21 protein-coding genes are annotated in these 25,328 nt (G+C 39.7%); 17 read left to right on the top strand and 4 right to left on the bottom strand.

The annotated features are described in order from the left end of the window. Window positions 1-8 precede the first annotated feature (8 nt). Window positions 9-1,742 carry a DUF3466 family protein gene (locus HH219_RS10380; RefSeq protein WP_169327398.1) on the top strand — a complete coding sequence of 578 codons (1,734 nt, stop codon included), beginning with the start codon at window positions 9-11 and terminating at the stop codon, window positions 1,740-1,742. A 173-nt stretch (window positions 1,743-1,915) separates the two neighbouring features. On the opposite strand, the gene HH219_RS10375 is transcribed toward HH219_RS10380, so the two are convergent. Next, on the bottom strand, window positions 1,916-2,422 hold the full coding sequence (locus HH219_RS10375) for a DUF2062 domain-containing protein (RefSeq protein WP_054204724.1): 507 nt from the start codon (window positions 2,420-2,422) through the stop codon (window positions 1,916-1,918). A gap of 21 nt (window positions 2,423-2,443) precedes the next feature. On the opposite strand from HH219_RS10375, the gene HH219_RS10370 reads away from it, so the two are divergent. The 7 genes from HH219_RS10370 to tcdA are packed head-to-tail and all read left to right on the top strand — an operon-like array spanning window position 2,444 to window position 9,872. Further along, entirely contained in the window at window positions 2,444-4,672 is a 2,229-nt protein-coding gene (locus HH219_RS10370) for a DNA internalization-related competence protein ComEC/Rec2 (protein ID WP_349251614.1), read from the top strand. A 58-nt stretch (window positions 4,673-4,730) separates the two neighbouring features. Then, a complete protein-coding gene (msbA, locus tag HH219_RS10365) occupies window positions 4,731-6,476 on the top strand; it encodes a lipid A export permease/ATP-binding protein MsbA (protein WP_054204722.1) in 1,746 nt (581 codons plus the stop codon). Next, window positions 6,473-7,453, top strand: coding sequence for a tetraacyldisaccharide 4'-kinase (lpxK, locus tag HH219_RS10360; protein ID WP_169327396.1), 981 nt, complete (start codon window positions 6,473-6,475; stop codon window positions 7,451-7,453). The genes msbA and lpxK overlap by 4 nt, the downstream gene beginning before the upstream one ends. Then, window positions 7,443-7,640 carry a Trm112 family protein gene (locus HH219_RS10355; protein ID WP_054204720.1) on the top strand — a complete coding sequence of 66 codons (198 nt, stop codon included), beginning with the start codon at window positions 7,443-7,445 and terminating at the stop codon, window positions 7,638-7,640. The genes lpxK and HH219_RS10355 overlap by 11 nt, the downstream gene beginning before the upstream one ends. Beyond that, window positions 7,628-8,401 carry a 3-deoxy-manno-octulosonate cytidylyltransferase gene (gene kdsB / locus HH219_RS10350; protein ID WP_054204719.1) on the top strand — a complete coding sequence of 258 codons (774 nt, stop codon included), beginning with the start codon at window positions 7,628-7,630 and terminating at the stop codon, window positions 8,399-8,401. Before HH219_RS10355 ends, kdsB begins: the two co-directional genes overlap by 13 nt. Beyond that, window positions 8,394-9,071, top strand: coding sequence for a TIGR01621 family pseudouridine synthase (locus HH219_RS10345; protein ID WP_054204718.1), 678 nt, complete (start codon window positions 8,394-8,396; stop codon window positions 9,069-9,071). The genes kdsB and HH219_RS10345 overlap by 8 nt, the downstream gene beginning before the upstream one ends. Beyond that, complete coding sequence (gene tcdA / locus HH219_RS10340) at window positions 9,072-9,872, top strand: tRNA cyclic N6-threonylcarbamoyladenosine(37) synthase TcdA (protein ID WP_054204717.1); 801 nt, start codon at window positions 9,072-9,074, stop codon at window positions 9,870-9,872. A 2-nt stretch (window positions 9,873-9,874) separates the two neighbouring features. On the opposite strand, the gene HH219_RS10335 is transcribed toward tcdA, so the two are convergent. From HH219_RS10335 to HH219_RS10325, 3 genes are all read right to left on the bottom strand, one after another. Beyond that, entirely contained in the window at window positions 9,875-10,285 is a 411-nt protein-coding gene (locus tag HH219_RS10335; protein ID WP_054204716.1) for a SufE family protein, read from the bottom strand. Window positions 10,286-10,298: 13 nt separating this feature from the next. Next, window positions 10,299-11,513, bottom strand: a complete 1,215-nt coding sequence (locus tag HH219_RS10330; RefSeq protein ID WP_054453068.1) for a SufS family cysteine desulfurase — start codon at window positions 11,511-11,513, stop codon at window positions 10,299-10,301. A 123-nt stretch (window positions 11,514-11,636) separates the two neighbouring features. Next, complete coding sequence (locus HH219_RS10325) at window positions 11,637-12,923, bottom strand: citrate synthase (protein WP_054204714.1); 1,287 nt, start codon at window positions 12,921-12,923, stop codon at window positions 11,637-11,639. A gap of 412 nt (window positions 12,924-13,335) precedes the next feature. Between HH219_RS10325 and sdhC the strand changes: the two genes are divergently transcribed. From sdhC to HH219_RS10280, 9 genes are all read left to right on the top strand, one after another. Continuing rightward, complete coding sequence (gene sdhC, locus HH219_RS10320; RefSeq protein WP_082355599.1) at window positions 13,336-13,713, top strand: succinate dehydrogenase, cytochrome b556 subunit; 378 nt, start codon at window positions 13,336-13,338, stop codon at window positions 13,711-13,713. After that, window positions 13,704-14,051: a succinate dehydrogenase, hydrophobic membrane anchor protein gene (sdhD, locus tag HH219_RS10315; protein WP_054204713.1), complete on the top strand. Its 348-nt coding sequence runs from the start codon at window positions 13,704-13,706 to the stop codon at window positions 14,049-14,051. Before sdhC ends, sdhD begins: the two co-directional genes overlap by 10 nt. After that, window positions 14,052-15,824, top strand: coding sequence for a succinate dehydrogenase flavoprotein subunit (gene sdhA, locus HH219_RS10310; RefSeq protein WP_054204712.1), 1,773 nt, complete (start codon window positions 14,052-14,054; stop codon window positions 15,822-15,824). 10 nt (window positions 15,825-15,834) lie between these two features. Next, entirely contained in the window at window positions 15,835-16,551 is a 717-nt protein-coding gene (locus HH219_RS10305; protein WP_058558735.1) for a succinate dehydrogenase iron-sulfur subunit, read from the top strand. Window positions 16,552-16,639: 88 nt separating this feature from the next. Continuing rightward, a complete protein-coding gene (locus HH219_RS10300; protein ID WP_054204710.1) occupies window positions 16,640-19,459 on the top strand; it encodes a 2-oxoglutarate dehydrogenase E1 component in 2,820 nt (939 codons plus the stop codon). Between the two features lie 3 nt (window positions 19,460-19,462). Further along, entirely contained in the window at window positions 19,463-20,983 is a 1,521-nt protein-coding gene (gene odhB / locus HH219_RS10295; RefSeq protein ID WP_054204709.1) for a 2-oxoglutarate dehydrogenase complex dihydrolipoyllysine-residue succinyltransferase, read from the top strand. A gap of 177 nt (window positions 20,984-21,160) precedes the next feature. Next, window positions 21,161-22,327, top strand: a complete 1,167-nt coding sequence (sucC, locus tag HH219_RS10290) for an ADP-forming succinate--CoA ligase subunit beta (protein ID WP_007375754.1) — start codon at window positions 21,161-21,163, stop codon at window positions 22,325-22,327. Further along, window positions 22,327-23,199, top strand: coding sequence for a succinate--CoA ligase subunit alpha (sucD, locus tag HH219_RS10285; protein ID WP_054204708.1), 873 nt, complete (start codon window positions 22,327-22,329; stop codon window positions 23,197-23,199). The genes sucC and sucD overlap by 1 nt, the downstream gene beginning before the upstream one ends. A 139-nt stretch (window positions 23,200-23,338) precedes the next feature. Then, window positions 23,339-25,282: a diguanylate cyclase gene (locus HH219_RS10280; protein ID WP_054204707.1), complete on the top strand. Its 1,944-nt coding sequence runs from the start codon at window positions 23,339-23,341 to the stop codon at window positions 25,280-25,282. The last annotated feature ends 46 nt before the right edge of the window (window positions 25,283-25,328 follow it).

Raw genomic sequence — 25,328 nt, 5'->3', positions numbered from 1 at the left:
GGACTAAAATGAAATATAAATTACTCGCTGCCAGTATTTTAGCGACGATCAGCACATCGGCACTCAGTGCAACGTATAAACTAACGGAATTAGAGTCGTATGATGGAGCTAAATATAATTATGTGACAGACGTAAGTGATAGCGGCCATGTGATTGGGCTTGCTAATGCTCTTTATAAGTTACCAATAGATGTTAGTTATATTGATTTTGAAGACAATTTAATCAAGACGGCATATAGCAATACTAAGACTAACTATGAAGATATTAACAAAGAAATAACGTTTACGCTTGATGAAATAAAAAATGAGAATGCGGCTGCGCTTAACCCTGACGCCCATACTTTTATGCTTTCATTCCTTGCATCACAAGTAAATAATCCGGACTATCAAAAGCTTGGTGGTTCAATCGGTGTGAACTACTTAGAAGGTGGCACACAAGAGCAAGTATTTTTTGATATTGAATCAGTTGATTACGATGGTTTAACTCGCTCTGTAACTAACTTTTACAACTCAGTTGCAGAAGACGGTGTTTCTGTTGGTTGGGCTACAGCGCCTTACGATAAAACAACGTTTACTCCAGATGGAGAAACAGAAGAGAAAACACAGTTTACTCGTGATTTTATTGCGCGAGGCCTTATTTTCTCACCTTCTGGTGCAGAAGTCCCTTTAGTTCCTGAATTTATAGAGCATGGTGGCTATAGTCTCGCCAATGATATTGTTAAAACAAATTCGGGATACATTGTTGTTGGTCAAGTTTCTACAGGGATTTCAGCTGATCGTCAAAAAAATATTGATGATAGATGCGATGGGAAAGATGCGCCTGTTTCCGTCTGTATTGAATCTATAGATAGAGGCTCTAATGGTGAGCTATATGATAACCGTGCTGTTGCGTGGACTTTAGATGATAATCTTAATATTATAAAGACGGAAACGCTAGGATTAGGCTTAACACCAACAGATGATGAAAAGTCGGCATTGATTAGTAATGCAATTGCAGTAAATGATAAAGGCGTTGCTGCTGGTTATTCTGATGTTCGCTATTACGATAGAGCTAGCACCATTATATCATTGCCAGTGTATTATAAAGATGGCAAAGTAGTTGAGATACTTAACCAGGAAGACGGTTGGTTTGCTGGTAAAGCATTGGCGATTAATGAAAATAATACTATAGCAGGCTTTGCATCAAAACAAATTGATGGCGCGCAACGTTTCAAACTTTTTTATCATGATATAGCGAGCAACAGCACAGTGTTCCCTACGGACTACTTTAGTAGCTCAAGCTCATTCGCTAATAGTATAAATGATAATGGCTATATAGTAGGCGAAGGTGAAACGGATGTTTATAATACATCGACGCGCCGCCGAGAGGCTTTTTTATATAAAATTGGTGATGATAAAATTACTAATTTGAATGATTTATTACCTTGTTATGAACTTGATGGTGAAACAAGGTATAAATATACTGTTTCTGAAGCACGAGTTATCAATAATAATAATGAAATTTTCGGTGTTGCAACAAAAACAGTTGAAAAAACTGATTCACTAGGTGGCGTTGTCAGAGATACTAACGGGGACATTGAATACGAAAGTGTATCTGTTCCCGTTAAATTGACTCCAATTAATGGTGAAGTTGAAAGTTGTTCTGATCCTGCAACCGAGACTTACGAGCGCCAATCTGCAAGTTTCCCTTGGTATACATTATTATTGTTACCATTAGTGGGTTTACGCCGCGTATTTCGTTAAGAGAAATCTTATGTGATAAGTAATTATCACAGAGTGATTTAAACAAAAAAGCCCTCCTTTTTATAAGGAGGGCTTTTTTGTTCTATACTTTATTATTATTCAATTAACAGGATTTAAAAGAACCAAAAATTGAATATTAATAATAGTGTGTTAATAACTGTTTATAGATGAATTTATTTATGGCGATTCAACCAAGCTTTACGTACAGAGCGACGCCATAGTAAATCAACACCAAAATAGCCGAGTATTGCCGCCATACTGGCACAAATAATAGAACCAACTAAAAAGGCAGGACCTATGGTCGTCAAACTCTCAATAAACCACTGCCAAGTTGGTTCGAATGCAAAATGTTGCTCAGGATGCCCTAAAGCAATTGCTCCGACTAAATAAGAACAGTAGAAAATAGGCGGCATGGTTAAAGGATTTGTGATCCAGACTACGGCAACAGAAATCGGTAGGTTTACACGTAAAGGAATGGCTAACGCTGCAGCCAAAACCATTTGAAAAGGAACAGGGATGAATGCGAAAAATAAGCCAACTGCAAATGCACCTCGCGCAGAGCGTCGATTTAAATGCCACAAATTAGCATCATGCAATAAACGACCAAAAATTTTTAAAAATTTGTGATGTTTAACTGTATTGTGATCGGGTAAAAACCGTTGGATCGTTTTTTTAGCCATTTAAAGCAACCATTTACATCTGTGTGGTTAAGCATTGGGTTTGTTGTAGGTTGTTTAATAACCGTTTTTTATTATCAGACCCTTGTGTTTATTCTCTTCGCTTCATCTTTAACAATTGCGAGCTTGTATTTTAAGCCGTTTTTACCTGTATTGTTAGGTTTTATTTGCTCAATTTTATGTGTTTGGGTACATTTTTATAGCTTTTATTCAATTAACGCGGAACAGTTGCACGAAAATCAATCGCGACTAAGTACATTTAAAGTTGTAGAGGTAATTTCAAGACGTGATGCGTATTATTTAAAAGTTGAAATTGAATCAATTCACGAGAAAAACGTATCAAAAATTAAGCCCCCCCTGGCGTTAGTGAGTTTAAAGGTAGATGAATTGCTATCTATTGGAGATAGCATCACCACTAAGCTTAAATTGGTTCAATACCGTAGCCAGAAAAATTTTGATGTTTTTGATAAAGAGCAGCATGCTTTTAGCCAGCGTTTATTTTATAAAGCAAAGCAGATAGGCAGTGATATTCAAATTACGCGGCGGCCTAAGGCAACATTACGACAAAGCTACCGTGATTTTATTAAGCAAACTTACCAAGTGACTCAACTTAATTGGCTTTACTATGCACTATTGACTGGGGAAAGAAGTTTAATGTCGTTCGAGCAAAAAAATGAATTACAGCAGTTTGGATTGAGTCATTTACTTGCTATTTCAGGTTTACATATAGGTTTAATTTTCAGTATTGGCTTTTTTGTTAGCAAAACCTTCGTATCGTGTTTTATAAAGTTATTTAGTCAAAAACTTAATTTATCAGTGATCTATAGCTTTTGTGGGTTTAGTTTAGCATTTTGTTATGTTTATTTAAGTGATTTTTTAGTCTCAGCTACGCGTGCATTAATAATGCTAGGTTGTTATTTACTTGTTTATTATTGCTCTAAGCAAACATTAAAATGGCGGAGTATTTTGTTTGCGTTAGTGTGTGTGCTTGTAATTGATCCATTTAGCTTATTGAGTCCTGGGATATATTTTTCATTCATAGCAGTGGCTATTATCTTCTTAATATTTACTGTAAGAACACGTTTTCCAGCTAACTTTTTTACAACAATTAAAATGCTGGTTATTATACAGTTAGCATTAACAATCGGCTTGTTACCGCTATCCTTGCATTACTTTGGTGGAGTAAGCTTTATTGGCTTAGCAGTAAATTTAATAGCTATACCACTGCTTAGTATCGTTATTATGCCTTGCTTGGTTTTTATTAGCTTGCTAAGTTTTTTTGTAGAAGTACGTGAGCTTATAGCGCTATTTGATTTTTTATTGTTTGAAATGTATCAACTACTTTTAACTATCCCTGTAGATTACCGCTGGTATGACACGACAAAACCAAAACTCGCAATAGTATTAGGCTGCTACGTAAGCGCCACAATTATTTACCTATTCCCGCGGTATTTTATTATTGGGCTATTCCCTTTTTGTCTGGTGCTAGTTGATGAATTATTACAAGCTAGGGCTCGTTGGCAAGTAGATATATTCGATGTAGGGCATGGCACCATGGCACTAATAACGATACAGAATAAAGGTTTTATGTATGATCTAGGCCCTATATATTTTAATCAATTCAGTCGAATAGAAAGTACGTTAATTCCTTATCTAAAAAATAATGATATTGAGGTTGAGTATACAGTTATTAGTCATATGGATAAGGATCATGCCGGAGGACTAAATCACTGGTTAAAACATGGTTACGCGGATACGTTTAATTTATTACAACCAGAAGGAGTGGAGCAAATATGTCTTGCTGGTAGTTATGATTTTCATAGTTTAAAAATTAATGTCATTGAGAATAAAGGAAATTTTAGCTCAGATAATGATAACTCTTGTGTCATTCAAATTAGTGATGGCAATTTTAGTGTGTTATTACCTGGCGATATTTCAATAGCGCGTGAGAATGAACTGTTATCTGAAAATTTAGATCTAAAAAGTACTGTGTTATTAAGTCCGCATCACGGGAGCAATACCTCTTCAAGTGAAGAATTTATCGACGCGGTGTCGCCCGATGTTGTTATTCATTCCAGTGCGTATAAGGGGCAGTGGCAACTTCCTCATTTTGAGGTTATTGAGCGCTATAGTAACAAACAAATAAAGCAACATGTTACAGGTACGCAAGGGCAAGTACAGATCCTTTTTTATCAAAATAGTTACCGTGTTCGCGTTGCAAGGGATGAAAGTTATTGGTTTCTAAAAGATTGAGTTTAGTTTTATGTTGCTGGAGGCTACAATACCCATAGACTATGAATTAGAGAGTGTTATGGATCAAACTACATCACAAATTTATAAGCGTTTATTGACGTATGTGGGTGATTATAAAAGCGTTGCAATCTTAGCCGTGGTAGGCATGATCGGCTATTCAGCGATGGATGCTTTATTTATTCAATTAATGAAACCTTTTATTGATCAGGGACTTAATGAGCGAAATAGCGATGTTTTAAAATACGCACCTTTTGTAGTTATTGCACTCGTTATCGGACGAGGGGTTTTTAATTATATGTCATCTTATTGCTTGAGCTATGTAGGCTCTCAGGTCGTACGTTCATTACGTCAGCAATTGTTTGAACATATTCTTCATTTACCTGTGTCATTTCATGATCAAAATTCAACGGGCGATTTGATCTCAAAAATTACCTTTGATACCGAACAAGTCCAACAAGCAATAACAAAAGCATTGTTAGTCGTTGTGCGTGAAGGTGCCTTTGTGGTGTTTTTATTGGCCGTGATGTTTAATACCAGTTGGAAATTGTCTTTAATCTTTTTAGTTATTATTCCTTTGGTTGCGATTATTGTATCTGTAGTTTCAAAACGCTTTCGCCATATCTCTAAGAATATTCAATCCGCAATGGGACAAGTTACCCGTAGCTCAGAACAAATGCTAAGCGGTCATAAAGTTATTCATGGTTTTGGTGGCCAACAACAAGAAATAGCGCAGTTTGCCAAAGTTAATAATCATAATCGCCAACAACGCATTAAAATGGATGCGACTAAAGCTGTAAGTGTATCAGTTATCCAAATTTTAGCGGCCAGTGCAATGGCTGTTATTTTATGGATAGTGTCAATGCCATCAATGATTGACGCCATTACGTCTGGTGATTTTATGGTGTTGATATCTTCAATGATGATGCTTTTACGGCCATTAAAACAACTAGCTAATGTTAATAGTGACTTACAACGTGGCATTTCTGCGGCGCAAAGTATCTTTTTAGTACTGGATCAAGATATTGAGAAAGACACAGGGACAGTTACTGTAGATAAAGTACATGGGTTAATTGAAGTCAAAAATGTAACATTTAAGTATCCGACCAAAGATGAAGCTGTATTACATGATTTGTCTTTAACAATAAAAGCAGGTGAGAGGATCGCGTTAGTTGGGCGTTCTGGTTCTGGTAAGTCGACTATCTCTAACCTTTTACCACGGTATTACGATTTACAACAGCCGAGTGAAATACTATTAGATGGTGTAGCGCTTTGTGATTACAAATTGGCTGACTTGCGTAAACAGTTTGCATTGGTATCACAGCAAGTTGTGTTATTCAACGATACCATAGCGAATAATATTAGCTATGGTATTTCACGTGAATTGGCTGAGGACGAACTACTTGCTGTTGCAAAACAAGCGCATGTTTGGGAATTTGTAAAAGACTTGCCTGATGGTTTAAATACGATGGTAGGTGAGAATGGTGTGATGCTTTCAGGTGGACAACGCCAACGCATTGCCATAGCGCGTGCGATATTAAAAGATGCCCCAATTCTTATCTTAGATGAGGCGACATCAGCACTGGATACTGAATCAGAGAAATTGATTCAGCAAGCATTAGATGTGTTAATGAAAAATAAAACATCCATCGTGATTGCCCATCGCTTATCAACGATTGAACACAGTGACAGAATATATGTAATTGATAACGGGAAAGTGATTGAAAGTGGAGATCATCCGTCTTTACTTGCAAAAGATGGTACCTATGCTGCTTTATGTAAAATGCAGTTTGGTGAACACGGGTGAGTAAAATTGAACAAAGTTGGTATAAAAAATTTAGCTTAATAACATTATTGTTATTGCCTTTAAGTGGTTTATTTTGGCTTATTTCATCTTTGCGGACACTTTGTTATAAATTAGGTGTGCTTAAATCATATCAAGGGGCAGTGCCCGTTATTGTTGTTGGCAATATTAGCGTTGGCGGCAATGGTAAAACCCCTTTTGTAATTTGGCTTGTTCAGCATTTACAACAAAAAGGCTTAAAAGTTGGTGTTTTAAGTCGTGGTTATGGAGGGAAATCAGATTCTTATCCGCTGAATGTTGATAAAACGGTTACGTGTGAGCAAGCGGGTGATGAACCCGTTCTTATCCAGCGTCGATTAGGGTGTCCAGTGGTCGTTGGACCTGATCGTACACAGAATATTAAAATGCTCTGCGCGCAAAATAAATTAGACGTTATCATCTCTGATGATGGCATGCAGCATTATAAAATGGCGCGCAGTATTGAATGTTGTATTGTAGACAGCGAGCGACGTTTTGGTAATGGTTTATTAATGCCCGCGGGGCCATTGAGAGAAACACAAAAACGTTTAAACGCGGTTGATTTAGTGATTGAAAATGGAGGAGAGCATGAATTTAATTATCAACTTCAAGCGTCGCCATTATTACTTGTAGCAAACGGGAAACAAGCACAGCAACCATTACTAAAAGGGCATGCAGTCAGCGCGATAGGTAACCCTAAACGATTTGAACGCACCTTAACAGCCCAAGGTATAGAGTTACTATCAACAGTACATTATCGTGATCACTATGCATATTCGGTGACTGATTTTGAAAAATATAACGAAGAAGCCGTTTTTATGACGGAAAAAGATGCGGTAAAATGCCACACTTTTGCAAAACCAACATGGTACTTTTTACCTGTTGATGCCAAACCATCAACTGCGGTAATTAACAAACTAAACTTATTACTTAAAGAAAAAGGGATCCTTGATGGCCTTTGATACAAAATTACTTGAAATAATTGCTTGCCCTGTAGGCAAAGGAAAGTTGCGCTTAGATAAAGAAAATAATGAATTGATAAGTACAGCGGCAAAACTTGCTTACCCAATCGTTGATGACATCCCTGTATTACTTGAAAACGAAGCGCGTGAATTAAGCCAAGACGAGGTAGACAAGTGGAATTCGTAGTCGTAATACCGGCGCGTTTTGCATCTACTCGACTACCAGGCAAACCACTTGCTGATATTTGTGGAAAGCCGATGATTCAACATGTGTACGAAAAAGCGATCGCTTCGGGTGCCAGCAAAGTAATTATTGCCACCGATCATCAAAAAGTATTTGATGCAGTAAAAGCCTTTACATCTGATGTGCTTATCACACGAGAAGATCATCACTCAGGTACAGAACGCCTTGCAGAAGTGATGGATTTATTGGCATTGCCAGATGATACAATCGTTGTAAATGTGCAAGGTGATGAGCCGCTTTTAGCCCCCGAAAATGTGACACAAGTAGCTGCACTACTGGCTGATTCAATAGCACCTATGGCCACGCTCAGTGTTGCGATTGATGATATAGAGGATGTATTTAATCCCAATGCGGTTAAAGTAGTAAGTGATGTTAATAAAAATGCCTTGTATTTTTCACGTTCAAGCATACCATTTGATCGTGCAAATATGATGGATAGAGCAAACCATGACTTAATTAATACTGCAAATTACCAGCGTCATGTGGGGATTTATGCTTATCGCGCTGGGTTTATCAAAGAGTACATCAAACTGACACCTTCGCCGCTTGAGCAATTTGAGTCGTTAGAGCAGTTACGGGTGCTTTACCATGGACATCAAATAAAAATTGAGCAAGCACAAATAGCACCGCATGCAGGTGTTGACACACCTGAAGACTTAACGCGTGTAGTAAATTATTTACGAAGCAACACACATTGTGGATAAACAACATACCCCATTGCATGTTCATGCGCAACATAATGACTTTTATGTCATAGAAAAACCAGCAGGGCTTAACTTTCATAGTGAAGAGGGGCCCGGATTTGTTGTGATTGCACAGCAGCAGTTAAATGAAAAACTGTATGCAGTACATCGTTTAGATAAAGTTACATCTGGCTTAATTATTTTGGCGCGCAGTAGTGAGGCCGCAGCTGAGTTTACTCGGCAATTCACTGCTCATGAAGTAGACAAATATTATTTGGCATTGTCAGATGCAAAGCCTAAGAAAAAACAAGGCTGGGTAAAGGGTGATATGGCCAAATCTCGCCGTAGCAGCTATAAACTTTTAAATACAACAGAAAACCCGGCTATTACTCGTTTTTATTCGATGAGTGTTGCGGCTAATTTACGCGGCTTTATTTTAAAACCTTACTCAGGTAAAACTCATCAATTAAGGGTTGCTCTAAAAAGCATATCAGCGCCTATCTTAGGTGATGCGCTTTACGGTGGCACGATTGCTGAACGTACATATTTGCATGCTTATGCACTGTGCTTTCTTTGGGATAACGAGCTATATCGTTTTATTTGTGAACCTAATAGCAATACTCAATTTGCACAAATTACTAAACACGAAAACTTTCATTCATGGCAGCAGCCATGGCAATTGGATTGGTAAATGACAGACTCTGTAATAGATATTCGCTTTGGCGGTATAAAGCGCTTATACGGGCAACAACAATTTGAATGGCTACAAAATGCACACTTTTGTGTGATTGGTATTGGTGGCGTAGGTAGCTGGGCTGCTGAAGCATTAGTTAGAACGGGTGTTGGTAAACTAACGTTAATAGACCTTGATGATATTTGCGCGACGAACGTTAATCGGCAAATACATGCATTAACGGGAACTATTGGTGAAGCAAAAGTTGATGCAATGAAAGAACGGTGTCAACTGATTAACCCGGAATGCGAAATTACTGTTATCGATGATTTTATTACTTTGGATAATATTCGTGAACATATTCAAAATTTTGACTATGTCATTGATTGCATTGATGCAGTGAAAGAAAAGGCCGCATTAATTGCCCACTGTAAACGTAATAAGTTGCCGATTATTACTACTGGTGGCGCCGGTGGGCAAACTGACCCTGGTCAAATTACGTTTGGTGATGTTGCTAAGTCAACACAAGATCCGCTGCTAGCTAAAGTACGCTATATTTTACGTAAACAGTACAACTTTAGTAGCAATCCAAAACGCAAGTTTAATATCGATTGTGTTTATTCAACAGAGCAACTTGTGTATCCAGGCAGTGATGGCAGTGTTTGCCATGCAAAACAAAATGCTGATGGCTCCATGAATATGGATTGCAATAATGGCTTTGGCTCTGCGACGATGATCACAGGAAGCTTTGGCTTTTTTGTTGCAGCCAAAGCAATTCGTAAGTATTTAGATAAAAAGCAACGATTAGTTCAAGTTTAAAGCTACTTTTGTGCAGCCATTGTTTGAATTCGCTCGACAATGGCTTTAACACCATTCCCTCTAGATGGGCTTAAATGGCTAATCAAACCAAGCTTCTCAAACTCTTCAAAAGCATTAATTGATAGAATCTGCGTAGGTGTTAAACCATTATATAGTGACAAAATGAGTGCTAATAAGCCTTTGACGATCCGAGTATCAGAATCACCGACAAGTACGATGCAGCTCTCTTCAAGGTCAAAGTCTAAATACAACCATACTTTGCTCTCACAACCAGGTACAAGTGCATCGTGTGTTTTTAAAATGTCAGGCATAGACGGTAATAGTTTCCCTAGTAACATAATCTCACGGTACTTTTGTTGCCAGCCGGGTGCATTTTTCAGGGTTTGTGCTATTTCTTTAAACGTTTTATTCATTGCTTATCTACTTTTAATCTAATAAAGCGATGCATTCGTGCAGAGCATTAATGAAAATATCTATATCTTGGTGAGTATTATAAAAACAAAAACTTGCCCGTACACTGCCGTTGATACCCAGATGTACCATTAAAGGTTGGGTACAATGGTGGCCGCTACGAACGGCAACACCAAATCCATCAAGTAATGTCGCAATATCGAATGGGTGTTCGTCTTTGTAATTAAAACAAATGGTACCAATATTATGTTCTAAATTACTGTAAATTGTGATGCCATCGATTTCGTTTAATTTATTAACCGCATAGTTAAATAGCCCTTGTTCATAGTCGTAGGCTGCATTTTTATCAAGTTCAGAAAGATAATCTAATGCGGCAGAAAACCCGATTACACCTGCAATATTTGGTGTGCCTGCTTCAAACTTGGCAGGTGCATCGCGAAACGTGCTGTTGAAAAGGCTCACCGTTTCAATCATTTCTCCACCCGTTTGATAAGGCAGTAAGGCGTTTAAACGCTCATACTTACCATACAGGCCACCCACGCCAGTTGGACCAAGCATTTTGTGTGCAGAGAACACATAAAAGTCACAATCGAGTATATTTAAATCAGGCTGTAGGTGCATCGCGCCTTGAGCACCATCGACGACAGTGATGGTATTAAAACCTTTTACAGTACTAAGCAGTGGGCTTAGGTTTGTTATATTCCCCAATGCATTTGATGCATGAGTGAGCGCAAGTACGGTTGGTTTTATTTGTTTTAAAAATTCAATACAGGCTGACATATTGAATGTTGCATCCGCTTCAAGCGGTAATATATGTAATTTAGCACCAGTTTTAAGTGCTAATTGTTGCCAAGGGACGATGTTTGCATGGTGTTCAAGTGGGGTAATAACGATACTTGAATTTTTATCAAGTTGTTCAGTTAATCCACAAGCAATTAGGTTTAATGCCTCAGTAGCACCTTTAGTCCAAACAATTTCACGGCTTTGCACATTAAAATATTGGGCAACTTTATCACGCGCTTTTTCGTAGGCTGTTGTTGCTTGTTCACTGAGTGAATGACGACCTCTATGAACATTTGCATTCTGCTGTGTGTAAAAAAGCTCTGTCGCAGCAATAACTGATTGGGGTTTTTGTGATGTTGCAGCAGAATCAAGGTAAACAAGAGGTTGGTCGTTTATTTTTTGTGTTAAGAGTGGGAAATCAGCACGAATTTTTTCAACAGCAAACATAAAAAAACCAAACAGTAAAAGTTGCTGGAATTGTAATGGCTTTAAGATAATTCTCAACTGTTAATAGTAAAAATCAGCAACAAAAAAGGCCGCTAAAGCGACCTTTTTGCGATAATTTAATTATTAACGCTTATCAGTTGATACGTAGTCACGGTGTGTGTAACCCGTATATAGCTGACGTGGGCGGCTGATCTTATGACCAGGCTGAGATAGCATCTCATCCCAGTGAGTGATCCAACCAACTGTACGTGCCATTGCGAAGATCACAGTGAACATACTTGTTGGAATACCAATTGCTTTTAAGATAATACCTGAGTAGAAATCTACGTTAGGGTAAAGTTTCTTCTCTACAAAGTACGGGTCTTCAAGTGCAATTTGCTCAAGTTTCATTGCAATATCAAGCAATGGATCTTGAATATTAAGCTCTGCAAGTACTTCATGACACGTTTGACGCATTACTGTTGCGCGTGGGTCGAAGTTTTTGTAAACACGGTGTCCAAAGCCCATAAGGCGGAAAGGGTCCGCTTTATCTTTCGCTTTAGCGACGTATTCATCGATGCGGTCAACTGAACCAATTTCTTCTAACATGTTTAAACATGCTTCGTTAGCGCCGCCATGAGCAGGGCCCCAAAGAGATGCAATACCCGCTGCGATACACGCATATGGGTTAGCACCAGATGAGCCAGCTAGACGTACTGTCGACGTTGAAGCGTTTTGTTCATGATCAGCGTGAAGCATGAAGATTTTATCCATTGCTTTAGCAACAACAGGACTTACATTGTATTCTTCAGCAGGGACAGAGAACATCATATGTAAGAAATTTTCAGCATAGCTTAAGTCGTTACGTGGGTACACGAACGGTTGGCCAACGTTATATTTGTAAGCCATTGCAGCAATTGTAGGTAGCTTAGCAATAAGTTTTACAGCACTTGTTTTACGTTGTGTCGCGTCCGTAATATCAAGGTCTTCATGATAAAAAGATGACAACGCACCCACAACACCACACAGCATAGCCATTGGGTGAGCATCAAAGCGGAAACCCTGAAAGAAGTTTGCAATTTTTTCATCAAGCATAGTGCTATGAGTGATTTCTTTTGCAAATTCAGTGTATTGCTCTTTAGATGGTAACTCACCGTTCAATAGTAAGTAACATAACTCAACATAATCTGAGTCTTCAGCTAATTGCTCAATTGGGTAACCACGGTGAAGCAAGATACCTTTGCCGCCATCAATATAAGTAATTGAAGATTCGCAAGAACCAGTCGACATGAAACCTGGATCATATGTGAAATGACCGTGTGCACCTAACGTGCGTACATCGATTACATCTTGACCTGCAGTACCTTTGTAAATTGGAAGTTCGATTGGATCTAGACCATCAATATGGACTGTGGCTTTTTTATCCGCCATCTATTTATCTCCTATTAAGATAACAACTCTGATTGTTATGTTCTGAATTTGTTTAAGCACATTCTTTTCATTTTAACGTGAAAGAGGGGGTTAAAGTCAATTTTTATAAACATTATGCACAAATGTATAATAAATATTCTGAGAGGATTAAATATTATACCATTGGCTAATTCGCAAATATCTCTAATTAAACAAGAATTGTAAAAAGACCGTTGGCTATATATACTATCGAAGGTTTTATACCGTATTGTCTGTAGGTAAACGTTATTTTTACATGTGATTTTTGCAAAAATGTGAACTTTTCTTGTGTTAATAAAGTTTATTTAGATAGTTCCATCAGAAAAATTCATTTTTGGTGGGTTTAGAAAAACAAGTAGATGAGCTCCTAAGTGGGCAAGATGGGCAAGTAACTGTGAAAAAGCAAAGACCTGTAAATCTAGATCTAACAACTATATCTATGCCGGCAACGGCTAAAGCATCAATATTTCACCGCGTCACCGGTGTTGCATTATTTTTTGCTTTAACGTTTGTCATTTGGGCTTGGTCAGAGTCTCTTTCTTCAGCTGAAGGTTTTGAATTCGTCAAGGGTCTGTTTAGCGGATTCATTGCCAAATTCATAGCTTGGGGCACCATTTCTGTATTGGCGTATCACCTTATCGGCGGTATTCGTCATATCATTATGGATATGGGACATTGGGAAGAACTTGAATCAGGTAACCTCAGCGCTAAAATTGCTATGGCACTTGGCGTTGTGGCTTCCGTATTAGCAGGGGTGTGGATATGGTGTTAAATCAAGCAACTCTTAAGCGTGATGGCGTACAAGATTTCGTATCTTTACGTACCACTGCACTCGTAATTACCGCGTATGCGATTTTTATTATTGGCTATTTTTTAGCGTCGCCAGAAGTCACTTACGAAGCATGGCAAGGCCTGTTTTCAAACCTAGCAATGAAAGGGTTTACGCTAATTACCCTGGTTTGCATTATGGTTCACACCCGTATTGGCCTTTGGCAAGTACTAACAGACTATGTTAAATGCGCAAAGTTGCGTGCTGCTTTAGGGTTTGTATTAAACCTTATGGCCGCGGCGTACGTAGCTATTGGTCTAATTGTTTTATGGGGTGTTTAAGTGAAATATTCTGTTCGTGAATTTGATGCCGTCGTGATTGGCGCAGGTGGTGCGGGTATGCGCGCAGCACTTGCAATCACTGAATCAGGTAAAACCTGTGCACTTATCTCTAAAGTTTTCCCAACCCGTTCGCACACTGTGTCCGCACAAGGTGGTATTACGGTTGCGTTGGGGAACTCACATGAAGATAACTGGGAATGGCACATGTACGATACTGTTAAAGGTTCCGATTTTATCGGCGATCAAGACGCTATCGAATATATGTGTAAAACAGGACCTGAAGCCATTACTGAATTAGAAAACATGGGTTTACCATTTTCTCGTTTTGAAAATGGCCGTGTTTACCAACGTCCTTTCGGTGGTCAATCGAAAAACTTTGGTGGTGAGCAAGCCGCACGTACAGCAGCTGCAGCTGACCGTACAGGTCATGCGCTACTACACCTTCTTTACCAACAAAACGTTAAAAATAAAACCAATGTATTCTCAGAGTGGTATGCATTAGATTTAGTTAAAAACGACGATGGTAATGTTGTTGGTTGTACTGCGATTGATATTGAGACAGGTGAAGTTGTTTACTTCAAGTCAAAAGCGGTTGTATTAGCAACGGGTGGTGCGGGTCGTATTTTTGCATCAACAACTAATGCACACATCAACACTGGTGACGGTGTTGGTATGGCAACACGTGCTGGCATCTCAATGCAAGACATGGAGATGTGGCAATTCCACCCTACTGGCATTGCTGGCGCGGGTACACTTGTTACTGAAGGTTGTCGTGGCGAAGGTGGTTATCTTTTAAATAAAGATGGCGAGCGCTTCATGGAGCGTTATGCACCGAACGCAAAAGATTTAGCGTCACGCGACGTAGTTGCGCGTTCAATGATGACGGAAATTCGTGAGGGTCGTGGTTGTGATGGTCCTTGGGGTCCACACATTAAACTTAAGCTTGATCACCTTGGTGAAGAAACGCTTAATTTACGCCTTCCAGGTGTTTGTGACCTTGCGAAAACATTTGCACACGTTGATCCTGCTAAAGAACCAATTCCAGTAATCCCTACGTGTCATTATATGATGGGTGGTGTTCCAACTAACGTAAATGGTCAAGCGCTACAAATCGACGCCCAAGGCAACGAAAAAGTAGTTGAAGGATTATTTGCAGTAGGTGAAATTGCCTGTGTATCTGTACACGGTGCAAACCGCTTAGGTGGTAACTCATTACTTGATTTAGTTGTTTTTGGTCGTGCAGCGGGTAACTTCCTTGGCACATACTTAAATGATGTTGAAGTATCAAAAGATGCGTCAGAATCAGATTTAGATGCGGCTCTTGCTCGCTTCAACCGTTGGGAAAACTCAGCTGTTGGTCAAGGTGAAGATCCAGTTCAAATCAAGAAAGACCTACAACAATGTATGCAACTTAACTTCTCGGTATTCCGTGAAGGTGAGTCTATGGCTGCGGGTCTGCAAGAACTTAAAGAAATTCGTGAACGTTTGCAACATGCGCGTCTTGATGATAAATCATCAGATTTCAATACTGCACGTATCGAATGTCTTGAATTAGATAACATGATGGAAACAGCATACTCAACAGCAGTTGCTGCAAACTTCCGCACAGAAAGCCGTGGTGCGCATTCTCGCTTTGACTACCCAGATCGTGATGACGAAAACTGGTTATGTCACTCAGTTTTCAATCCGGTAACGGATGAAATGAGCAAGCGTGATGTAAACTATGCGCCTAAACTGCGCGAAGCATTTCCACCTAAAGCACGTACCTACTAGGAGCGAGACGATGGCACAAGTACAATTTTCTGTTTATCGTTACAATCCAGATGTTGATAACGCCCCACGTATGCAAGAGTATACTTTGCAAACGGAAGAAGGCCACGACATGATGGTATTGGACGCACTTTTATTATTAAAAGAGCAAGATCCAACCTTATCATTTCGTCGTTCATGCCGTGAAGGCGTGTGTGGTTCTGACGGTGTCAACATGAATGGTAAAAATGGTCTAGCATGTATTACACCTTTATCTACGCTGCAAAAAAATGGCAAAGGTAAAATCGTAGTTCGTCCATTACCAGGCTTACCTGTGGTACGTGACCTTGTTATTGACATGAGTCAGTTCTACACTCAATACGAAAAAGTAAAACCATATCTAATTAATGACACGCCAGCGGCGGGTGAACGTCTTCAATCGATCGAAGAACGTGATAAGTTAGATGGTCTTTACGAATGTATTCTGTGTGCATGTTGTTCAACATCGTGTCCTTCGTTTTGGTGGAATCCAGACAAGTTCATAGGTCCTGCTGGCCTTCTTCATGCTTACCGTTTCTTGGCTGATAGCCGCGATACGGCAACAGAAGAACGTTTAGCTGACTTAGACGATGCGTTCAGCGTATTCCGTTGTCACAGTATCATGAACTGTGTTAGCGTTTGTCCTAAAGGTCTTAATCCTACTAAGGCAATTGGACAAATCAAGTCAATGCTATTGAACCGTTCGGTTTAAAAGTATTGTAAAAAGTAAGGTGGCTGATGTAAGTTAGCCATCTTGTTATATAACAATTAATTTCTGCGCTAAAGAAAAGGGCTTATAAATGCACGAAGGTGTGATGAAGGCATGGCTAGAATCTTCACATTTAAACGGCGGAAACGTTGCTTATGTTGAAGAGCTTTATGAAGCGTATTTAGATGATGCGACTTCTGTGCCAGAAGAATGGCGAGAAGTGTTCGAACAATTACCAAAAGTAGATGGTGTGGATGTTGACGTTAAGCATTCAGAAGTTCGTGCACAATTTGCGGCGCTTGCTAAAAACAAGCATAGAGAAGTAGTGGTAACACAAAGCAATGGTGGAGACCTTAAACAGGTTAAAGTACTCCAGCTAATTAATGCTTTTCGTTTCCGCGGTCACCAAAATGCTAACCTAGACCCATTAGGGATATGGCAGCGTGAACGCGTTCGAGACTTAGAACTTGAATACCACGACCTATCTAAAGCTGATTTTGACCGCGAATTTAACGTGGGATCGTTTGCCGTTGGCCGCGATACCATGCCTTTAGGTGAGTTATATCAAGCTCTGATGACCACATATTGTGGCTCTGTTGGCGCTGAGTATATGCACATCACATCCACTGAAGAAAAACGCTGGTTACAACAACGTTTGGAATCAGTGCAGTCGCGTCCGACTTTCAGTAAAGATGAAAAGTTGCGTATCCTAAAAGGGTTAACCGCAGCTGATGGTCTGGAAAAGTATTTAGGGGCTAAGTTCCCTGGTGCAAAACGCTTCTCACTTGAAGGTGGTGATGCATTAGTACCGATGCTAAAAGAATTGATTCATCGAGCGGGCGAAAGCGGTCAACAAGAAGCTGTTATTGGTATGGCTCATCGCGGTCGTCTAAATGTGCTTATTAATGTTTTAGGTAAAAACCCATCAGAGTTATTCGATGAGTTTGCTGGTAAACATAAAGAAACACTGAGCTCGGGTGATGTTAAGTACCATATGGGTTATTCGTCTGATTTTGCTACCAAAGGTGGCAATGTTCATATGGCGCTTGCTTTTAATCCATCTCACCTTGAAATTGTAAACCCAGTTGTAATGGGTTCAGTTCGTGCACGTTTAGATCGTTTAAACAGTGAGAGCGGTTCAAAAGCGTTACCAATTACCATTCATGGTGATTCTGCAATTGCAGGGCAAGGCGTTGTACAAGAAACCTTTAACTTATCGCAAACAAATGCGTTTAGTTGTGGCGGTAGTATTCGTATTGTAGTCAATAACCAAGTTGGATTTACTACAAGTAAACAAGACGATGTTCGTTCTACAGATTACTGTACCGACATCGCAAAAATGGTCCAGTCACCGATTTTCCACGTTAACTCTGATGATCCTGAAGCCGTTGCATTTGTAACTCAAATCGCGCTTGATTTCAGAAATCAATTTAAACGTGATGTAGTCATCGACTTAGTTTGTTATCGCCGCCATGGCCATAATGAAGCGGATGAGCCGAATGCGACTCAACCGATCATGTACCAAAAAATTAAAAAACACCCAGTACCACGTTTAATCTATGCAGATCAACTAACAGCGGAAGGGTCATTCACTGAAAGTGAAATTAAAGCATTAGCTGACGATTACCGTAATAGCTTAGATGACGGTCACTGTGTTGTTGAAGAGATTCAAAAAGAAACATCACATTCTTCTGATTGGGCAAAATATGTAGGCCATGAATGGAATGTAGAATACGATGCAAGCGTATCAATAGAAAAACTTAAAGAACTTGGTACAATTGTCGCTAGCTACCCTGAAGGGCATAAAGCGCAATCACGTGTTAAAAAGATTTATGATGATCGTAAATTAATGGCAACAGGTGAAAAACCACTCGATTGGGGTATGGCAGAAACACTTGCTTATGCAACGATTGCATCTGAAGGCACAGATATTCGCATGACTGGGCAAGATTCAGGGCGTGGTACGTTCTTCCACCGCCATGCGGTTGTTCATAACCAAACAGATGGTTCTACCTATTTACCACTGCAAAACATCAGTAAAGATCAAGGCACTTTCCAAGTATTCGATTCAGTTCTTTCTGAAGAAGCTGTTGTTGCCTTTGAGTATGGTTATGCAACAGCTGAGCCTACATCATTAGTTATTTGGGAAGCTCAGTTTGGTGACTTCGCCAATGGCGCGCAAGTTGTATTTGACCAATTCTTAAGCTCTGGTGAGCAAAAATGGGGCCGCCTATGTGGTCTTACAATTTTGTTACCGCATGGTTATGAAGGTCAAGGTCCAGAACATAGTTCGGCGCGTTTAGAGCGTTTCTTACAATTATGTGCCGATCACAATATGCAAGTATGTGTACCTTCTACACCAGCGCAAGTATATGCAATGCTGCGTCGTCAGTCAGTAAGACCACTTCGTCGTCCATTGATTGTAATGACACCAAAATCTTTACTGCGTCACCCACTTGCAACGTCCACGTTAGAGGAGTTGTCAGAAGGTGTATTCCACAATATGATTGATGAAATCGATGATATTGACGCGGCTAAAGTTGAACGTGTTGTATTTTGTAGCGGTAAAGTATATTACGAGCTACTACAAGAACGTCGTAAACTTGAACTTGATAACGTAGCTATTGTGCGTGTTGAACAGTTATACCCATTCCCACATGATGAAATGGAAGCCATTATGGCCCGTTATCAGCATGTATCTGATTTTGTTTGGTGTCAAGAAGAGCCACAAAACCAAGGTGCTTGGTATTGTTCACAACATCACTTTGTAGAGGCAATCCCACAAGGTGCGAAGCTTAAATATGCTGGCCGTAAAGCATCAGCTTCTCCAGCATGTGGTTATATGTCAGTGCATACAAAAGAACAACAAGCGCTAGTCGCAGACGCGCTTACTATTGAAAATAAAGGATAAGCAATGAGCACAGAAATTAAAGTTCCTGTTCTTCCTGAGTCGGTTGCTGATGCTTCCGTTGCTACATGGCATGTAAGTGTTGGCGACAAAGTATCTCGCGACCAAAACTTAGTAGACATTGAAACAGATAAAGTGGTTTTAGAAGTTGTTGCACCGCATGACGGTGTGATCACTGAGATTTCGCAAGAAGAAGGTGCTACCGTACTTGGTGACCAAGTAATCGGTCTAATTGGTGATGCTGATGCAGCAGCGCCTAGCGAAGACGCGAAGAGTGAAGCAGCACCTGCTTCTGATAAACAAGACAATGCGCCAGTGGCGCCATCAGCACCAGCCTCAGAAGGTAAAGAAGTGGACATTAAAGTACCTGTACTTCCAGAATCAGTCGCAGACGCGACAGTAGCTACTTGGCATGTTCAACCAGGTGACGCAGTTTCTCGCGATCAAAACTTGGTTGATATCGAAACAGATAAAGTTGTTCTTGAAGTTGTTGCTCAAGAAGATGGCATCATGGGTGAGATTATTCATGCAGAAGGCGATACTGTACTTGGTGAACAAGTTATCGGTAAAGTGCAAGCCGGTGGTGTAGCTGCCGCTCCTGCTGCAAAATCTGATGCTGCACCAGCTGCAGAAGCAAGCGATAGCTCAGATGTGTTAACACCATCTGTACGTCGTTTAATTGCTGAAAAAGGCCTAGACGCTGCTAAAATTAAAGGCACAGGCAAAAATGGCCGTGTAACGAAAGAAGATGTTGATACTTTCTTAAAAGCACCAGCACCAGCGGCCAAAAAAGCAGAGGTTTCTGCTCCAGTTGCACCTATGGGCGATCGTACACAAAAACGTGTGCCTATGACGCGTTTACGTAAAACGATCGCAACACGCCTTCTTGAAGCTAAAAATTCAACTGCAATGCTAACAACATTTAACGAAGTAAACATGGAACCAATCATGAGCCTTCGTAAGCAGTATCAAGAAGTGTTTGAAAAGCGCCACGGTATTCGCTTAGGTTTTATGTCTTTCTATGTGAAAGCAGTGACTGAAGCACTTAAGCGCTTCCCTGATGTAAATGCATCGATTGACGGTGACGATATCGTTTATCATAACTATTTTGATATCAGTATTGCAGTATCTACACCTCGTGGTTTAGTGACACCAGTACTTAAAGATTGTGACAAGCTATCGGTTGCCGAAATTGAAAAAGGTATTCGTGAACTAGCCCTTAAAGGTCGTGATGGTAAGTTAACGCTTGCTGATATGACAGGTGGTAACTTCACTATTACTAATGGGGGCGTATTTGGTTCATTACTATCTACACCTATCATTAATTTGCCACAGTCGTCAATTTTGGGTATGCATAAAATCCAAGACCGTCCAATGGCTGTAAATGGTAAAGTTGAAATACTTCCTATGATGTATTTAGCACTTTCTTATGACCACCGTATCATTGATGGTAAAGAATCTGTTGGTTTCTTAGTAACTATTAAAGAGTTACTTGAAGATCCAACACGCTTATTGCTAGATGTTTAATCTAGTTGTATGAAATATGAGCTGTGAATGAACATTCACAGCTTTTTTTTTGCGCCTTTGGTCGTACTGGGGTTTTCATGTTAAGCCTTGGGATCTATACTAGGTGCGCAATTTGGGATAGCTGTCTGTTTATAAAAATAGTCAGCTCTTTTAGTATAAAAAATTGGATAAAGCATCATGAATTTGCATGAGTATCAGGCAAAACAACTTTTTGCCGAATATGGTTTACCAGTTTCTCAGGGTTTCGCATGCGACACACCTGAAGAAGCTGCAGCAGCTGCTGAGAAAATCGGCGGTGATATGTGGGTTGTTAAAACTCAGGTTCACGCAGGTGGACGTGGTAAAGCTGGCGGTGTAAAGCTAGTTAAAACTATCGACGAAGTAAAAGCGTTTGCAGCTAACTGGTTAGGTAAAAACCTAGTTACTTACCAAACAGACGAGAAAGGTCAGCCAGTTGCTAAGATTTTAGTAGAAAGCTGTACTGATATCGCCAACGAATTGTACCTTGGTGCAGTTGTTGACCGTGCATCTCGCAAAGTTGTTTTCATGGCGTCTACTGAAGGCGGTGTTGAAATTGAAACTGTTGCTGAAGAAACACCAGAGCTTATCCACAAAGCTGAGATCGATCCGTTAGTAGGTCCTCAAGCTTATCAAGCCCGCGAATTAGGTTTCAAATTGGGTCTTAACCCAGTGCAGATGAAACAGTTCGTTAAGATCTTCATGGGTCTTGGTAAAATGTTCACTGATTTTGATTTCGCATTACTTGAAATCAACCCGTTAGTAATCACAGACGAAGGTAATCTTCACTGTCTTGACGGAAAAATCGGTATCGATGGTAATGCACTTTACCGTCAACCTAAAATCCGTGAGTTCCACGATCCATCTCAAGAAGATGCACGTGAAGCACATGCAGCAAGCTTTGAGCTTAACTACGTAGCCCTTGATGGTAACGTTGGTTGTATGGTTAACGGTGCGGGCCTTGCGATGGGTACTATGGACATCGTAAACCTACACGGTGGCAAACCGGCTAACTTCCTAGATGTTGGTGGCGGCGCGACTAAAGAGCGTGTTTCTGAAGCATTCAAAATCATTCTTTCTGATGATAATGTTAAAGCTGTTTTAGTAAACATCTTTGGTGGTATCGTTCGTTGTGACATGATCGCTGAAGGCATCATTGGCGCAGTTAAAGAAGTGGGCGTAAACGTTCCAGTAGTTGTACGTTTAGAAGGTACTAATGCTGAACTTGGTCGTGAAGTTCTGGCTAAATCTGACCTTAATATCATCGCTGCTGAATCACTAACAGATGCTGCTGAAAAAGTAGTTGCTGCTGCGGAGGGCAAATAATGTCTGTATTAATCAATAAAGATACAAAAGTTATCTGTCAAGGTTTCACAGGTGGTCAGGGTACTTTCCATTCTGAGCAAGCACTTGAGTACGGTACTCAAATGGTTGGTGGTGTAAGCCCTGGTAAAGGCGGTCAAACGCACCTTGGTCTTCCAGTATTCAACACAGTTCGTGATGCAGTACAAGAAACAGGCGCAACTGCGTCAGTTATTTACGTACCAGCGCCTTTTTGTAAAGATGCAATCTTAGAAGCTATCGATGCTGGCATTGAGCTGATTGTTTGTATCACTGAAGGTATCCCTACACTTGATATGGTTGACGTTAAAGTTAAACTAGATCAAACAGGTACTCGTATGATCGGTCCTAACTGCCCAGGTGTTATCACTCCTGGCGAAACTAAGATTGGTATCATGCCTGGTCACATCCACAAGCCTGGTAAAGTAGGTATTGTTTCTCGCTCTGGTACTTTAACGTACGAAGCAGTTAAACAAACTACTGATGCTGGTTTTGGTCAGTCTACGTGTGTTGGTATTGGTGGTGATCCAATTCCAGGTACTAACTTTATCGACGTTTTAGAAATGTTCGAAAAAGATCCACAAACTGAAGCAATTGTAATGATTGGTGAAATTGGTGGTACTGCAGAAGAAGAAGCTGCAGAGTACATTAAAGCTAACGTAACTAAACCTGTTGTATCTTACATTGCTGGTGTTACTGCACCAGAAGGTAAGCGTATGGGTCACGCTGGCGCGATCATCGCAGGCGGTAAAGGTACTGCTGATGAGAAATTTGCTGCATTAGAAGCTGCGGGCGTAAAAACTGTACGTTCACTTGCTGATATCGGTAAAGCATTGAAAGAAAAAACGGGTTGGTAATAACCAGTTAATTTCTTTTAAAAAGGCTCGCTTTTATCGCGGGCCTTTTTTAATGTAAAAATATTAACGTTAATATTTTGATCTTCATAATCAATTACTTGCTTAGCACCTACCTTACTTTGATAAATAAGCAGAGTAAATGAATAAAACTGTACTTATTAGGTACGCTAGCATTAATTTAAACTGGCGTTATAATAGCCAACTGTTTATTAATAATTCTAAGAAAAAAGCAGTAATGCGAATAATTCATTTTTCATTTTTTTGTGTTTGCGTAGTATTCACTCCGTTTTTATTTGCAATGGGTTCCCAGCATATTGATTTTTTGTCTGTAGAAAAAACAGCGATGGCACACCCTAATGAAGCAATTAAACGTTTAATTTTATCACAAGATGATAAAAGCTTACCTGATACGCAGCACGCCTATAATAATACATTGCTTGCTCGCCTTTATCTTTTTCAGGGGGATATCGATCTCTCTAAAGATACATTTGAACTCGCATATCAACAGCTGCCAAAAACGGATAATTGGATCCATGGTTACTGGCTCTTATATCGCAGTATTTTTTCTCTAGAGCAAGGGCAGTTACCACAAGGGCTTAGGCAAATTAAGCTATCTCAAGAGGCCTTTGCAAAAGCAAATGATTATGAAATGATCGTCAGAGCTATCTCTATTGAAGGTGTACTTTTACTATGGCAAGAGGAATACCCTAAATCAATAGAGATCATTGAAAATGCTTATATTGAAGCAAAAACTGCAAAAATGTCCACAACAACAATGTTGTATATTTATGACAGTCTCGCAGCATACTATTCAACTATGTCGCTATTTGAGCAAGGAATACAGTACGCTGAAATAGCCGCTGAGCTTGCAACAAATAACGGGGATATTGTCAATGGTTTACCAATCCTTTATACATTATGCATAACTTACTCCCGTGCAGAACAGCTGGATTTGGCGTCTGCGTGCTATGAAAAAATGATCACACTTTCGGCAAGTGTAAAAGCACCACGTTATTTATTTTGGGCTCCGGCTGGTAAGGCGCGTGTTGCATTAAAGCAAAAAGATTATACGCAAGCGTTACAGTTGTTGTATCTTGCTAAAAATTACGTTTATAAAGTGATTATTAACCCTGCTCATATTATTGCTTTGAATAATAATTTTGCGCGTGTGTTTTTAGCACTAGAGCAGCCAGAGCAAGCGCTTGAGTATCTACATGAGTCAGATAAGTTACTAGCGAATTATGAGCGACCACTAAATAACCGTTATATGCGACAAACTTTAGCACTCAAAGCGCAGAGTTACGAACAGCTTGAGCGTTTTGAAGAATCGTCAAAATCACTCTGGTTTTATATAAAACTTAGTGATGAAGCAAAAGAAACCACGCAACAAAAATTAGAGCAAGAAGCGCGCTCTAAATTTGAATCAACCCAACAAGAAATTAAATTACAGCTAGCAGAAGAAAAACTAAAAAATCAGCAAATCGCATTAGATAAATTGGCAAAAGAGGGGCAACTAAACACGGCTTACTTGGTTATTGGTTTATTAGTTATTGTGAGTATGTCTATTTTTGGATTTAATCAGCACCGCGCTTATGTAAAAAGCCAACAGCGTGCAAATACAGATCCATTAACGGGTGCGTGTAATCGGCGCTATATACTCGATTTTATTGTTCAGCAGCTCATAGATAAAGAGCGCTTTTTTTCTGTCGCCATTTTAGATATCGATCACTTTAAACAAGTTAATGATAACCATGGCCATGATATTGGTGATCAAGCGTTAATAGGGTTTACCACTTTATTGCAGACTCAATTAGAGAATACAGCATGTAAATTTGCACGTTTTGGCGGTGAAGAGTTTATAGTCGTTATGCCCGATTTTGATTTAGAGGCAGCTCATGAGTTTATAGCTAATTTATGCACTTGTTTAAAATCTTTAAATTTAACAGATAAAAATATCACATTAACCAGTAGTGCTGGAGTTGCACAAAGGCAATCAGGGATGGCACTTAATACGTTATTAAAAGTAGCGGATACAAATTTGTACAAAGCAAAAAATACAGGAAGAGACAAAGTATGCAGCTAACAAATACGGCTTAATGTCGGGGATTGCTTGCTTACTGCTTACTTTC

The sequence above is a fragment of the Pseudoalteromonas sp. NEC-BIFX-2020_015 genome, assembly GCF_012952265.1.
GTDB classification, from domain to species: Bacteria; Pseudomonadota; Gammaproteobacteria; order Enterobacterales; family Alteromonadaceae; genus Pseudoalteromonas; species Pseudoalteromonas neustonica.
The sequence above is the reverse complement of the archived record's forward strand: the minus strand, read 5'-3'. Positions and strand labels throughout refer to the sequence as shown.

Coding starts and splice junctions, on each gene's coding strand:
- HH219_RS10380 (WP_169327398.1), top strand. CDS start 9: ATGAAATATAAATTACTCGCTGCCAGTATTTTAGCGACGATCAGCACA.
- HH219_RS10375 (WP_054204724.1), bottom strand. CDS start 2,422: ATGGCTAAAAAAACGATCCAACGGTTTTTACCCGATCACAATACAGTT.
- msbA (WP_054204722.1), top strand. CDS start 4,731: ATGGATCAAACTACATCACAAATTTATAAGCGTTTATTGACGTATGTG.
- HH219_RS10355 (WP_054204720.1), top strand. CDS start 7,443: ATGGCCTTTGATACAAAATTACTTGAAATAATTGCTTGCCCTGTAGGC.
- tcdA (WP_054204717.1), top strand. CDS start 9,072: ATGACAGACTCTGTAATAGATATTCGCTTTGGCGGTATAAAGCGCTTA.
- HH219_RS10335 (WP_054204716.1), bottom strand. CDS start 10,285: ATGAATAAAACGTTTAAAGAAATAGCACAAACCCTGAAAAATGCACCC.
- HH219_RS10330 (WP_054453068.1), bottom strand. CDS start 11,513: ATGTTTGCTGTTGAAAAAATTCGTGCTGATTTCCCACTCTTAACACAA.
- HH219_RS10325 (WP_054204714.1), bottom strand. CDS start 12,923: ATGGCGGATAAAAAAGCCACAGTCCATATTGATGGTCTAGATCCAATC.
- sdhD (WP_054204713.1), top strand. CDS start 13,704: ATGGTGTTAAATCAAGCAACTCTTAAGCGTGATGGCGTACAAGATTTC.
- HH219_RS10305 (WP_058558735.1), top strand. CDS start 15,835: ATGGCACAAGTACAATTTTCTGTTTATCGTTACAATCCAGATGTTGAT.
- HH219_RS10300 (WP_054204710.1), top strand. CDS start 16,640: ATGCACGAAGGTGTGATGAAGGCATGGCTAGAATCTTCACATTTAAAC.
- odhB (WP_054204709.1), top strand. CDS start 19,463: ATGAGCACAGAAATTAAAGTTCCTGTTCTTCCTGAGTCGGTTGCTGAT.
- sucC (WP_007375754.1), top strand. CDS start 21,161: ATGAATTTGCATGAGTATCAGGCAAAACAACTTTTTGCCGAATATGGT.
- sucD (WP_054204708.1), top strand. CDS start 22,327: ATGTCTGTATTAATCAATAAAGATACAAAAGTTATCTGTCAAGGTTTC.
- HH219_RS10280 (WP_054204707.1), top strand. CDS start 23,339: ATGAATAAAACTGTACTTATTAGGTACGCTAGCATTAATTTAAACTGG.